This window comes from Pleomorphochaeta sp. (assembly GCF_050031695.1).
In the GTDB taxonomy this organism is placed as follows: domain Bacteria; phylum Spirochaetota; class Spirochaetia; order Sphaerochaetales; family Sphaerochaetaceae; genus Pleomorphochaeta.
This window is the reverse complement of record NZ_JBNAIC010000064.1, coordinates 21,826-35,089: the sequence shown is the minus strand read 5'-3', so window position 1 is coordinate 35,089 and position 13,264 is coordinate 21,826. Positions and strand designations below refer to the sequence as shown.

Annotated in this window: 11 protein-coding genes; 2 read left to right on the top strand and 9 right to left on the bottom strand. The window is 29.4% G+C overall.

The features are described from left to right. Nucleotides 1-4 precede the first annotated feature (4 nt). The 6 genes from ACPKM0_RS11345 to ACPKM0_RS11320 all read right to left on the bottom strand — a co-directional run bounded on the left by ACPKM0_RS11345 (nucleotide 5) and on the right by ACPKM0_RS11320 (nucleotide 7,160). Nucleotides 5-1,603 (bottom strand): xylulokinase, encoded by a 1,599-nt coding sequence (locus tag ACPKM0_RS11345; RefSeq protein WP_472476053.1) that lies wholly within the window; start codon nucleotides 1,601-1,603, stop codon nucleotides 5-7. A gap of 3 nt (nucleotides 1,604-1,606) precedes the next feature. Beyond that, nucleotides 1,607-2,407, bottom strand: a complete 801-nt coding sequence (locus ACPKM0_RS11340) for an inositol monophosphatase family protein (protein ID WP_472476051.1) — start codon at nucleotides 2,405-2,407, stop codon at nucleotides 1,607-1,609. Between the two features lie 92 nt (nucleotides 2,408-2,499). Further along, nucleotides 2,500-3,573: an alcohol dehydrogenase catalytic domain-containing protein gene (locus ACPKM0_RS11335; RefSeq protein WP_472476049.1), complete on the bottom strand. Its 1,074-nt coding sequence runs from the start codon at nucleotides 3,571-3,573 to the stop codon at nucleotides 2,500-2,502. Between the two features lie 30 nt (nucleotides 3,574-3,603). Next, entirely contained in the window at nucleotides 3,604-4,596 is a 993-nt protein-coding gene (locus ACPKM0_RS11330; protein ID WP_472476047.1) for an ABC transporter permease, read from the bottom strand. Continuing rightward, nucleotides 4,596-6,101: a sugar ABC transporter ATP-binding protein gene (locus tag ACPKM0_RS11325; protein ID WP_472476045.1), complete on the bottom strand. Its 1,506-nt coding sequence runs from the start codon at nucleotides 6,099-6,101 to the stop codon at nucleotides 4,596-4,598. Before ACPKM0_RS11325 ends, ACPKM0_RS11330 begins: the two co-directional genes overlap by 1 nt. An 87-nt stretch (nucleotides 6,102-6,188) precedes the next feature. Further along, nucleotides 6,189-7,160 carry an ABC transporter substrate-binding protein gene (locus ACPKM0_RS11320; protein ID WP_472476044.1) on the bottom strand — a complete coding sequence of 324 codons (972 nt, stop codon included), beginning with the start codon at nucleotides 7,158-7,160 and terminating at the stop codon, nucleotides 6,189-6,191. 227 nt (nucleotides 7,161-7,387) lie between these two features. On the opposite strand from ACPKM0_RS11320, the gene ACPKM0_RS11315 reads away from it, so the two are divergent. Beyond that, nucleotides 7,388-8,371, top strand: coding sequence for a LacI family DNA-binding transcriptional regulator (locus ACPKM0_RS11315; protein WP_472476042.1), 984 nt, complete (start codon nucleotides 7,388-7,390; stop codon nucleotides 8,369-8,371). Nucleotides 8,372-8,470: 99 nt separating this feature from the next. Here the strand turns inward: ACPKM0_RS11315 and xylA are convergent, their stop codons facing one another. Both xylA and xylB read right to left on the bottom strand, forming a co-directional pair. Next, nucleotides 8,471-9,796, bottom strand: coding sequence for a xylose isomerase (xylA, locus tag ACPKM0_RS11310; protein WP_472476040.1), 1,326 nt, complete (start codon nucleotides 9,794-9,796; stop codon nucleotides 8,471-8,473). Nucleotides 9,797-9,811: 15 nt separating this feature from the next. After that, nucleotides 9,812-11,290, bottom strand: coding sequence for a xylulokinase (gene xylB, locus ACPKM0_RS11305; protein WP_472476039.1), 1,479 nt, complete (start codon nucleotides 11,288-11,290; stop codon nucleotides 9,812-9,814). 94 nt (nucleotides 11,291-11,384) lie between these two features. Here xylB and ACPKM0_RS11300 point away from each other — a divergent pair, with 94 nt between their 5' ends. Next, complete coding sequence (locus ACPKM0_RS11300; protein ID WP_472476038.1) at nucleotides 11,385-12,179, top strand: AraC family transcriptional regulator; 795 nt, start codon at nucleotides 11,385-11,387, stop codon at nucleotides 12,177-12,179. Nucleotides 12,180-12,183: 4 nt separating this feature from the next. Here ACPKM0_RS11300 and ACPKM0_RS11295 read toward each other — a convergent pair whose 3' ends face one another. Beyond that, nucleotides 12,184-13,257 carry a nucleoside hydrolase gene (locus tag ACPKM0_RS11295; RefSeq protein ID WP_472476037.1) on the bottom strand — a complete coding sequence of 358 codons (1,074 nt, stop codon included), beginning with the start codon at nucleotides 13,255-13,257 and terminating at the stop codon, nucleotides 12,184-12,186. Nucleotides 13,258-13,264: the final 7 nt, after the last annotated feature.

Here is a 13,264-nt window from a genome sequence, read left to right as displayed (position 1 = left end):
CCCTTTATGCTAAGATATCTACAGCAGCTCTTTCAATTGAAAGACCTTTAATAAACCTTTTAAAGAATTCATTAAACCCTTCAACATCTGCTTTCTCTGGAGTAACGATGTTAACATTTGATTCGTTAAATACTTTTTTATTTAAGAAATCTGCTAAAGTTAATTGTTTAGATTTTGCACTAAAAGCTGCTAATATAGCAATCCCCCAAGCACCACCTTCACCAGCTGTTGATAAGATTGCACAAGGTGCATTAAAAGCACTTGCCATTATTTTTTGACCTACACCTTCTGTTTTAAAAAATCCACCATGTCCATTTATATAATCTAAATTTACTTTTTCATCTTCAAATAATATATTCAATCCTACTTTCATCGAACAAAGAGAAGAATATAATTGACATCTCATAAAATTAGCTAAATTAAAATTAGAATTTACGGTTTTAACAAATAAAGGAGCACCTTTAGAAAAACCTGTTACATGTTCTCCTGAAACATAGTTATAAGATAAAAGGCCTCCACATTCTTTATCTCCAGCTAATGCTAGATTTAATAAATCGTCATATAGTTTACTTGTTTTTATAGAGAAACCTGTTGATTCAATTACTTCTTTAAATAAATTAATCCAAGAATCATATTCACTAGTACAATTATTAGTATGTGCCATTGCTACTAACTTCCCATCTGGAGTTGCAACTAAATCAATTTCTTCATAAACTTTTGATAATTCTTTTTCTAATACTACCATTGAAAAAACTGAAGTACCTGCTGAAACATTACCTGTTCTAGGTGATATACTATTTGTTGCAACCATACCTGTTGCAGCATCACCTTCAGGAGGACACATAATAGATCCACTATTTAAATCCCCATCTTTATCAAGTAAAGAAGCCCCTTCAATACTTAACTTTCCAGCAACATCTCCTGCTACTAATACTTTAGGGAAAACATCTCTTATCTTCCAATTATACTTATTTTTAATAATTTCATTATCAAACTTTTCAACCATATTTTGATTATAATCATTTGTGTTAATATCAATTGGGAACATACCTGAAGCATCACCAACACCTACAACTTTTTCACCACTCAATAATCTATGTACATATGTTGATAAAGTTGAAACAAAATCTAGTTTATTTAAAAACTCTTCATTTTTTTCTATTGAATATAATAAATGAGATATACTCCATCTCTGTGGAATAGGATAATTAAACAATTTTATTAATCTTGAAGCTTGATCAGATGTTATATTATTTCTCCAAGTTCTAAAGGGGGATAATAAATTATTATCTTTATCAACTGCTATAAAACCATGCATCATAGCACTAATACCAATTGATTTAATATTTTTTAATACAACTCCATATTTTTGAAAAACATCTTCTTTTAGACTTTTATAACAAGAAGCTAATCCTATTTCTACATCATCTAATGAATAAGTCCAAATCCCATCAATACAAGAATTTTCCCAATCAAAATTTCCTGATGCAATTGGGGTATTTGTTTCATCAATTAATATTGCTTTTATTCTAGTTGAACCTAATTCAATTCCTAATACTGAATTACCTTCTTCAATAACTTTTACTATTGATTTTTTATCCATTATTTATCTCCTGTTTTCAAAAGGAATTTCATGTTTATCAAAAATATCTAACATTTGTTGTTTTAAATAGGGATTTGTGACTAATGGAAAATTAATTACATTTTGCCCCTTTCCTTCCATATCACATACAATAGCGCCAGCTTCTTTTGCAATTAATAAAGCTGCCGCTACATCATATAAATTTACATTCATTTCCCAGCATGCATCTAATTTCCCACATGCTACAAATGCTATATCACTTGCAATTGAACCTAATCTTCTAATACCTTGAACTTGTTTTGCGACATCATTAAATATCTCTAAATTATTTTTCTTCCATTGAGATCTAAGACAACAAAAACCTGTACAAACACATGCTTTATCTAATGTATCTACAAAACTTGGATTTATTTTTTTATTATTTAAAGTAGCACCTTTACCTTTTTCTGCAAAAAACAAATAATTATATGCAGGATTGTAAAGAGCACCTAAGACAACTTCATTGTTAATTGATAAGGCTATTGATACACCCCAATGATGTTGCCCATGTAAAAAAGAAACAGTCCCATCAATTGGATCAATTATCCATTTATAATCATTACCGTTATCTAAACCTTCTTCTTCACCTAATATTGAATGAAGTGGATACCTATTTTTTATTATACCCCTCAAATATTTCTCAACTTCTATGTCAGCATTACTAACTACATCTACTCCTAAACCTTTACTAAAAGATTTATTTTCAATCTCTTTATTAAAATATTCTAATGCTATATTTCCAGCTTCTTTTATAATGGTAAGAAGAAATTCTTTTAACTCTTTCATATAATTAATCCAATTAATTAGCACATTTATATAAGTTTTATGCTTTATTAATCTATATTTAGTTAATAAAGCATAAACTTAATTTCTTAATATTAGAAAGTTAAAGCAACTTTATAATCGCCATATTTTCCTGTAGCATAATCAAAAGCTTTTTCCCATTCTTCAATTTTGAAAACAGAGCTTACAACACCATCAGTTTTTAATGTACCATCTCCAATCTTTTCAATTACATAAGGGAAACAATATGGAGATAAATGAGCACCTAATACATCTAGTTCTTTTCTATCACCAATAATTGACCAATCAAGTGTTGTTTCTTTTCCAAATACAGAGAATTCAACAAATCTACCTAATTTTCTAATCATTTGCATACCTTGAACTACTGATGCAGGGGCACCTGTTGCTTCAATATATATATCACAACCATAGTCATCAGTTAATTTCATAACTTCATCAACTACATTTACTTTACTAGGATTTAATACTAAATCAGCACCCATTTTTTTTGCTAATTCTAATCTTTCATCTTTTAAATCTAATACTATTAATAATTTAGGATTTCTTTGTTTAGCATATGTAACCATACCAAGACCTAAAGTACCAGCACCAGATAATACAACTACATCTTCACATTGAATTTGAGCTCTATCTACACAGTGTTTAGAACAAGCATAAGGTTCTACTAATACTGCTTTTTCCATTGGAATTGTTTTAGGAACTTTATGTATAACGGAACCTTTAGGAAGTTTAACATATTCTGCCATACCACCATTTTCACTATCAAAGAAACCAAAAATATGATGTTTTTGGCACATCCAATAATGTCCATCTTTACAGAATTTACATTCACCACAAGGTACAATTTGATCAGGTGTAACTCTATCACCTAGTTCAAAACCTTTGATATTTTTACCCATTTCAACAATTGTTCCTAAAAACTCATGACCTGGGATAAATGGTGGTTCTACCCATGAAGGTTGTGTTTCATCACCCCAAAACATTGCAGCACCATGCATACACTTTAAATCGCCAGCACAAATACCACAAGCCTCGGTTTTAATAATAACATCATCATCACCACAAACTGGAGTTGGATAATTTTCTTCAAATCTATAATCAGTTTTGCTATAAGCTACTAAAGCTCGCATTGTTTTTGGAATACTCATATTTTTTTCTCCTACTTAATTATTTGTTATTTATTTTTTTGTTTCTCTTTTTGAACTTAAGAAAATAGCTGCAATAATAATCATACCTTTTACAACTCTTTGCATGTATGGTGATACACCCATTAGATTTAGCCCATTATTTAAAACACCAAGCATCAATGCACCTAATAATGTTCCAAATATATGACCTCTACCTCCAGACATATCAGTACCACCTAATACAACAGCTGCGATACTATCTAGTTCAAAACCAACACCAGCATTAGGTTGACCACTCATTAACCTTGAAGTTAAAATCAAGCTACTTGCAGCAGCAGTTAGCCCACTGAATACATAAACCATTAATTTATATTTCTTAACTTTAATACCTGATAATCTTGAAGCTTCTTCATTACCACCGATAGAATATACATAACGTCCAAATACAAATTTATTTAAGATAAAGTATGCTACAATATATAAAATTATCATTAATAAAACAGGTGTTTGAATGCCTAAAACACTTCCTTTACCTATAAAACCAAATGATTTTGGTAGACCACTTAATGGATATCCACCTGTATAAAGAAGAGCTATACCTCTAGCAATTTCCATCATAGCTAAAGTAACGATAAATGCTGGTTGCTTACCATAGGAAATTAAAATACCATTTAAAAACCCAAATACTAATCCAGTTAATAATCCGATAATAACTGCAATGACTGGATTAACACCAGAAAGCATAGCACCGGCCATAAATGTACTAGATAAAGCCATAACTGGTCCAACTGATAAGTCAATTCCACCTGTTAAAATAACCATTGTCATACCAATAGATATAATTGCATTAACTGAAATTTGTCTTAATATATTATTAATATTACCAATTTCAAAGAATGTATCTGAAATTACACCCATAAATATACATAACACTACAAAAGCAATAAATGTAAAAGTTGCAGGCTTTGTGAATAAATCTTTAGCTTTTTCTTTATTTATTGAATTTAATAATGGCTGTATTGTTATCTTTTTTTCATCTTTCATTATTTAGCCCCTCCTGTTGCATAACTCATAATTACTTCAGGATCTATTTCATTTCCTTTTAGCTCTGCAACAATTTTGTCATCTTTTATAGTAAGAACCCTATCACTTAACCCTACAATTTCTGGCATTTCACTTGAAATCATAATAATTGATAAACCTTGTTTAGCTAGGGTTCGAATTAATTCATATATTTCTGCTTTTGCACCAACATCAACACCTCTTGTTGGTTCGTCAAATACTAAAACATCACAATCTGTTGTTAACCATTTTGCGATGGCCACTTTTTGTTGATTTCCACCACTTAAATTACAAACGTATTGTAAAATCGATGGAGTCTTAATATTAATTTTTTTAACCATAGAAGTACTATTTTTGATATTAGCTTCTTTATTTTCAAATACTTTAGCTTTAGCTTCTGTTTCTAATGAGTTGATTACAATATTATCTTTTATTGTAAAAGGTAGTATTAAGCCTTGAGTTTTTCTATCTTCAGGAACTAAACCAATCCCATTATTTAAAGCTTCATTTGGAGTTCTAAGTTTGATTTCTTTTCCATTTTTGATGATTTTTTTATAATAAGCTTTATCAGCACCAATTAATGCTCTAAAGAGTTCAGTTCTACCAGCTCCAACTAAGCCGGCAACACCAAGTATTTCACCCTTTCTTAAGGTAATATGTTGTTTTTCTAACTTAGATAACCTTTGTACTTCAGCCTCTAAACAAATTGGTTGTTTTTCTACTTCTTCAATACTTGGTTTTTGTGGGAACTCTTGTTCTACAGTTCGTCCAACCATCATATTAATTAATTTATCTTGTTTTATTTCTTTTACAATATTTGTTCCAATGAATTGGCCATCTCTAAATACTGTTACATTATCTGCAATTGTATAAATATCATCTAAATGATGAGAGATAAAAATCATTGAAACTCCTCTCTTTTGAAGTCGTCTCATTAATAAAAATAATTGTTCAACCTCTCCTGGAGTTAATGTTGCTGTTGGTTCATCTAAAATTAATACTTTTAATTCATCACTTACAGCTTTTACAATTTCACAAAATTGTTGTTTTGCAATGCTTAAATTTCTTACTGTTTCTTTAGGATCAATATCAACACCTAAATCACTTAATTTTTCAGCTGCAATTTCAATCATTCTTTTGGAATCTAAAATTCCATTTTTTTTCTTTAATTCTCTACCTAAAAAGATATTTTGATATACTTTTAAATCTGGAATTAAACTAAATTCTTGATATATTATTCCAATACCTGCATCTCTTGCTTGTTGAGGATCTAAAAATTTAACTATTTCTGAATTAAATTCAATTGTTCCTGAGGTTGGTTGGTGAACACCTGAAAGAACTTTCATAAGAGTAGATTTACCAGCGCCATTTTCGCCAACTAATGCATGAACTTCACCTTTTAAAACATTCAAATGAACATTTTCTAAAGCTTTTACTCCACCAAAGTGCTTTGAGATATTCGTCAATTTCAATATATATTCACTCATTTTCTCACCTATTACTTTATTTTGTCTGCTAGAATAAATTCTAGCAGACAAATACATCTACATTTGTAATAATCTATTAATTATTTACTACCATGAGAAATCTGCTGAGTTAGTACTATCTAGAAGTACAACATCTACAGGGATTTCTGAAGGAACATTTGCTCCCCAGTATTTAGCTAATGCAATACCTAAACCAATACGAACTTGGTCTCTTGGGAATTGAGCACTAGTTGCTTTGAAAGCACCACCAGCATTAATAGCTTCAACTGCTTCAGGAGAACCATCAACTGATACTAATGCAATGTCTTTACCTGAACCTTCGATTGCTGCTAAAGAACCCATTGAACCACCATCATTAACTGAGAATAAACCAACTAAGTTAGGATTTGCTTGAATCATGTTTTCTGTAACATCCATAGCTACTGAACGTTCTTGTTTACCGTTTTGTTTGTCAACAATTGTAATATTTGGGTAATTTTTCATAGCATCTGTGAAACCTTCTACTCTTTGTAGGATAGGAACAACAGGAATACCATCAAGGATAGCTACATCACCACTACCACCAATTTCTTTAGCTAAATATTCACCAGCCATGTAACCAGCATCATAGTTCTTTGAACCACAGAATGAATCTAATGGACCTGATGCTTGAGCATCAATAGCAACTACAACAACACCAGCTTCTTTAGCTGTTTCAACTGCGCTTTGTACACCAACTGAATCAGTAGGGTTAATTAGTAAGATATCTATACCTTTTTGTACCATATCTTCAATATCACTAATTTGTTTAGTAACATCATGTCTTGCATCAGTTACTAATACTTCAGCTCCCATTGAATCACATGCATCTTCTAGTGCTTCTCTCATTACAACAAAATATAAGTTGTTTAATTCTTGGAAAGACATACCAATTTTTAAATCGGATGCGCTTGTTGTTACCTCTGCCTTTGCTTCTGTTGCAACTGGTGCAGCTTTTTCTTCTGTTTTAGCAGAACATGATACGAAAGTGAGTGAAATTGCAACTACCATCACAAAAAATAAGTTACATAACTTTTTCATTATAAAACCTCCATGTTTTATTCTTTTATTGTTTCTTTTATTCATCAATCCTTCTTAATTAAAAACTTTTCAGTATTTTAACTGAGGTTTTTGAACTTAAATAAACAATATAATGAGTTTTAATTTCTGTCAAGAAAAATTTTACGTAAAATTTTCGTATTTTTTTCCTTGATTTAAATAACCTTTAACAGTTATAATTAAAACAACAGAAAGACGAGGTACTCATAATGAAAAAAAAGAAAAAAGTTCGCTTGCAAGATATTGCCGATAAAACAGGATATTCTATAGCAACAATTTCTCATTTTATTAACAAAACAAGAAAGATTGAAGAATCTACACAACAAATAATAATAGAAGCTATTGAGGAATTAGGTTATAAACTACCCTCAAATAGAAGCTATTCTAAAGGAGATTTAACAATAGGTGTTATCATCTCTGATATTAGGGTAGATTTTTTCACCGACTTAATTAGAGAGCTTGAAGACTTTGCATACGACAATGATATAAATATTATATTTATGGATAGTGAAGAAAATTCAGAGAAAGAAATTCAATGTATTGAGCATATGATTAACCATGGAGTAAAAGGTATTATTTTAGCACCAACCAATACAAAAGCTGATCATTCAAAATATGCACAATTCCCTATTGTACAAATAGATAGAAGAATAGACTCTGATATTTTTGATTTTGTTGGAATTGATAATTTAACTGCATGCTACTTAATAACTAGAAAGCTTTTTGAAGCAAATCATAACAATGTTGGTTTTATAACATTTAATGATGATAATTACTGTGCTAGAGAGAGAAATAGAGGGTATAAATTAGCTTGCATAGATAACGATAAATATAATCCATCTCATATTTTAACAATTCCTTTTGATGCAGGTATTGACGGAAAAAACATTAAAACTTTCTTACTCGAGAACTCTGAATTAAGTGCCGTAGTTTGTACATCAACAAATATTACTAATGAAGTAATTGATGCAATTTATAAACTTGGAGACAAAACTAACATAACAAAAATTAGTACTTTTGATAATAATAAATGGCTTGATCTATTAAAAATACCAGTTGATTCTATACTACAACCCATTAATGCTATTGCAACAACTGCTGTTAATTTACTATTAAATAAAATTAATAATGAAGAATATTCTAAAGAAACAAAGAAAATATTTTTAAACTGTGAGACAATACAAAGAAATTAATTACGTAAAAATTTAACTATTATTTCTTTAAAAACCAACAGACCATTGTAATTATACAATAGTCTGTTTTTTTTGTATATAAATTAAGCGTAAATCAATTTAAAACATATAAGAATTAATTAAATTCTTTAAGTATTCTTGTTTTCCTGAGATTTTTTTACATTCCGCAGTTTCACCCATTTTTGCAAGATCTTCTAATTTAAATTTTCCATCTTCAAAAGCTTTACCATTACCACTATCAAAAGAGGAATATCTTTGTTTTAAGAATTCATCAATTTTACCATCTTTTTCAATTTTATCAGCAATTTCTAAGCCAAGTGCAAAGGTATCCATTCCACCAATATGAGCAATAAATAAATCTTCTAAATCTGTACTATTACGTCTTCTCTTTGAATCAAAATTTAATCCACCTGAATGTAATCCACCATTTTTTTGAATAATCATCATAGCTCTAGTAGTTTCATAAACATCTGTAGGGAATTCATCTGTATCCCATCCATTTTGATAATCACCTTGGTTAGCATCAACACTTCCTAACATATTATTATCAACACATACTTGTAAGTCATGTGCAAAAGTATGTCCAGCTAATGTTGCATGGTTCGCTTCAATATTACACTTAAAATCATTTTCTAAACCAAATTCTTTAATAAAACCAATAGCAGTTTGTGCATCATAATCATATTGGTGTTTAGATGGTTCCATAGGTTTAGGCTCAATTAAGAAAGTCCCATTAAATCCAATACTTCTAGCATAATCTCTTACGATATTATAGAATTTACCTAAATGTTCTCTTTCTCTCTTCATATCTGTATTTAGTAAATACATATATCCTTCTCTTCCACCCCAGAATACATAATTTTCACCACCTAATTTTACATTAACATCTAAACAAGTTTTAACTTGTAAAGCAGCTCTAGTTAAAATATCGAATTCAGGGTTTGTAATTGCACCATTCATATATCTTGGATTTGAGAAAGCATTCGCTGTATTCCATAATAGTTTTATGCCTGTAGCTTTTTGTCTTTCTAACAACAAGTCAGAAATTTCATTAAAGTTTTTCAAATATTCACTAGTATTATTTCCTTCAGGCGCTACATCGGCATCATGAAAACAATAATAAGGTGTCCCTAATTTTGTGAAAAATTCAAAAGCTGCATCTGCTTTATTTTTTGCATTTTGCATTGGGTCTGCATCTGAAAAAGGGAATTCTATAGTCGCATTTCCAAATGGATCAGTACCATTTGCACAAAAACTATGCCAATATGCTGTAGCAAATCTTAAATGGTCTTCCATTGTTTTACCATTAATTACTTTTTTTGCATCATAATATTTAAATGCTAAAGGATTATCACTTCCCTTACCTTCAAATTTAATTTTACCAATGTTCTTAAAATATTCTTTATTTCCTACAAAATAATCCATGTGCTTCTCCTTGTCTTATTTAAATAAATTACTTAATGACGAATCATATTTTTGATATTTTTCATAACCTTTTTTATACAAATCATAATTTTCTTTATTCGGAGTAAAAATCTTCTCCTTGTTAAATTGTGTATGTATATCAGTTATTTCTTTTACACTTTTCTTCTCTAAAGTTGCTAAACTTTGTAAGGCTCCACCAAAAGCTGCTGTTTCTGTAATTAATGGCGTCATAACATCTAAATTAAACATATCAGATACTATCTGTGCCCAAATTTTAGATTTAGCACCACCTCCAATTAATATAATTTTTGCTGGTTTAAAACCTTGTTCTTTAAATGCTTCAAGACCAACTTTCATAGAATAAATAGCACTCTCTAATGAAGCTCTTGCTATATTTGCTCTATTTGTATTTGTCATATTCATGCCAGCGATTACAGCTTCAGCCTTTGGATAGTTTGGAGTTCTCTCTCCATTAAAATATGGTAAGAAAATTATTCCATTAGCACCTGCTTTACTCTCATTTGCAATTAAATCAAGTTCTTTAACACCAAGATCAAGTAAAGTTCTAATTTGCTCTGTAGCAACAGTACAATTCATAGTGCATAGAAGAGGTAAATAACCACCACTGCTTGAAATAAACGCTGCTAATCTATTCTTTTTATCAGCTATGAGCTTTTCACTATAACCAAATAATGTTCCACTAGTGCCAAGACTCATTACTAAATCTCCATCGGATGTACAACCAGCACCAATAGCACCCATCATATTATCGCCACCACCAACAGAAACTATAGCATCTTTATTAATTCCTAATTTCTTAGCAACTTCTTCTCTAATAGTTCCAACCACTTCAGAAGTCTTTAATATTTTAGGTAAAGTTTCTTTTAAATCTCTCTCACTATCGATTGCTTTTAATACTTCATCTGACCATTCTCTTTTTTCTACATTATAGAAAGCAGTACCACTAGTATCACCATCCTCCATAACATATTCACCTGTTAAATAGTAGTTAATATAATCATGAGGTAATAATATATGGGCTAGTTTAGAATATAAGTCAGGGTGATTTTCTTTTAGATATAATACCTTTGATGCCGTATAACCTGCTAATATTTGGTTTTGAATTAATGAAAAAACTTTTTCTTCTCCACCTAATCTTTCTGTCAAAATGTCACAATAATTAGCAGTAGATGTATCACACCATAATTTAACATTATAAAGAGGGTTGCCATTTTCATCTAAAGGAACAAAACCATGTTGTTGACCAGAAACCCCAATTGCTTCAACTTTTTGTTTAATTTCACTAGGAATTTGGTTAAAACAAGTTATAAGTGCATCTATATACCAAGATGCCTCTTGTTCTCTAGTTCCATCTTCTTTTGAAATCATATCATGAGGGGCTGTAGTAATTGAAATTACTTCCTTCTTAATTGAATCATAGCATAAAACTTTTGTACTCTGAGTACCACAATCAATACCTAGTGTTATAGCCATTTTTGCTTCTCCTAATATTTTATATCCTTATATAAACATAGAAAAAATGAAAAAAACATGGACAAAATATATATTATATATATAATATTAACTTATGGATATTTTAGATTGTGTATCAGTATTACAGCTTCATGAAGAAGAAGCCTTAGCATGGCATCAAAGATTACATTCTCACAAAAAGAATCAATTTGAGGTACATTACTTTTTAGAAGGCGATGGTATTTTCTTAACTAATAAGAAAAAATATAGGATTAAAGAAAATCAAGTATATATTACCTCTGAGTATGTTGATCATAAAATCACAGCAGAAAAGGATTCTTTCATTTCTTATTATGCTGTATTAATGGAATTTAATGAAACTGATAAAGATTTAATTACTTATTTAAATTCTTTAGGACCTATTACGCTTACTGAAAACAGAAGATTTTTCTTTGAATGGATTAAAGATAATGGTATGAGTAAAAATAAAAACCTTAGATTAGCAAGTTGCCATAAATTATTAGGATTTTTATACAGCTTGAATCAAAACTACGTAGAAGAAGAAAGTATTAATGTACCTGTTGAAAAAGCATTAAAATATATGAGATTACATCTCTTTGAAAGTATAACCCTAGAGGAATTAGCTTCTTATGTTTGTCTAAATCCTATATATTTCAATAGATTATTTTGCAAAAAGATGAGTTATCCACCAATAAAATACTTTTCAATGCTAAAATTAGAAGCTGCTAGATCACTTCTAGCTACAACTTCTTTAAGCATAAAAGAGATTTCAGCTAAATTAAATTATAATAGCCAATTTCATTTTTCAAAATGTTTTAAAGACAATACAGGACAATCTCCTTCCTTTTATCGAAAAACACATTATCAAATTATTGGTGAGAATAAGTAAAAATTTATTGCTTTAATAAAGGATATAATATTTTATTAAATAAAAATTCATCATTAATTTTATTTGCTATTATTGCCTTCATACATTTAGGTTTATATTCTTTATAAGCAAAAGCTTTTGAATAATTTGAATTTAATTCAGTTTCTATATCAATATATACACCTTTCTTTTCTTTATTGTTATCATTATTCCAAGATATAACAATAGAGGGATTAATAACATAAGAGGCAGCTAAAACATCCCAAATATTAAAAGGAGCTACCATACCATTACTTTTTAACAATAAAGTTTTAAATTCAGGATAAGTTTCTTTTAATATCTTTTCATATAATGCTTGAGGCATTCTTTTAGTATTTAATGCTGTTTCTAGAGAAAATATTATTTGATTATTAAAATCATTTTCTTCTTTTCCCCACTTCGAATTTATACATATTTTAGTAGCATCAGGATCAAACCACCAATTAAACTCGGCATTTTTAGTTGAATTACCATCAACAAAAAAAGCTCCACCCATATATACAATTTCTTTTACTTTTGAGGGAAATGAGGGATCTTTCTTTATTGCTTTTGCTATATTTGTTAATGGACCAATTGATAATATTGTTATTTCATTAGGGTATTTATTTACTTGATTTATTAAAAAATCAACAGCATTATCAATTCCTTTTTCATCTACTTTATTAGGGTAGTAAATATTTTTATAAGTACATTCATTTTTATAAAAGAAAGAATATACTTTTTTAAAATCGGGAAATTCAATCTTCTCTTTAGAATTTATATATGAAGTCAAAAATCCAGAATATCTTATCTTACTTACAAGATTTTCTTCTTCTCTAAAAAAATCATATTTATATCTATTTTCATTTATTCCTAAAAGATTACCTTTATAAATAGGAGTAGTTGAATTTATTATTTCTAATTGTTTTATTGCTGTTGCAATAGATACTTCAACATTAGAATTACCACTTACTGTGGTAACTCCAAGTAAATCAATATTAGAGGCTTTTTCCAAAAGCAAGAGTGCAACTCCATCGTCAAAACCCTCTACCATATCTGAATCTAATATTACTTTTTTCAAAACTTAA

What these genes read in the sequence shown, in the direction of transcription:
- ACPKM0_RS11345 (WP_472476053.1), bottom strand. Translation starts at nt 1,603, where the DNA reads ATGGATAAAAAATCAATAGTAAAAGTTATTGAAGAAGGTAATTCAGTA.
- ACPKM0_RS11340 (WP_472476051.1), bottom strand. Translation starts at nt 2,407, where the DNA reads ATGAAAGAGTTAAAAGAATTTCTTCTTACCATTATAAAAGAAGCTGGA.
- ACPKM0_RS11335 (WP_472476049.1), bottom strand. Translation starts at nt 3,573, where the DNA reads ATGAGTATTCCAAAAACAATGCGAGCTTTAGTAGCTTATAGCAAAACT.
- ACPKM0_RS11330 (WP_472476047.1), bottom strand. Translation starts at nt 4,596, where the DNA reads ATGAAAGATGAAAAAAAGATAACAATACAGCCATTATTAAATTCAATA.
- ACPKM0_RS11325 (WP_472476045.1), bottom strand. Translation starts at nt 6,101, where the DNA reads ATGAGTGAATATATATTGAAATTGACGAATATCTCAAAGCACTTTGGT.
- ACPKM0_RS11320 (WP_472476044.1), bottom strand. Translation starts at nt 7,160, where the DNA reads ATGAAAAAGTTATGTAACTTATTTTTTGTGATGGTAGTTGCAATTTCA.
- ACPKM0_RS11315 (WP_472476042.1), top strand. Translation starts at nt 7,388, where the DNA reads ATGAAAAAAAAGAAAAAAGTTCGCTTGCAAGATATTGCCGATAAAACA.
- xylA (WP_472476040.1), bottom strand. Translation starts at nt 9,796, where the DNA reads ATGGATTATTTTGTAGGAAATAAAGAATATTTTAAGAACATTGGTAAA.
- xylB (WP_472476039.1), bottom strand. Translation starts at nt 11,290, where the DNA reads ATGGCTATAACACTAGGTATTGATTGTGGTACTCAGAGTACAAAAGTT.
- ACPKM0_RS11300 (WP_472476038.1), top strand. Translation starts at nt 11,385, where the DNA reads ATGGATATTTTAGATTGTGTATCAGTATTACAGCTTCATGAAGAAGAA.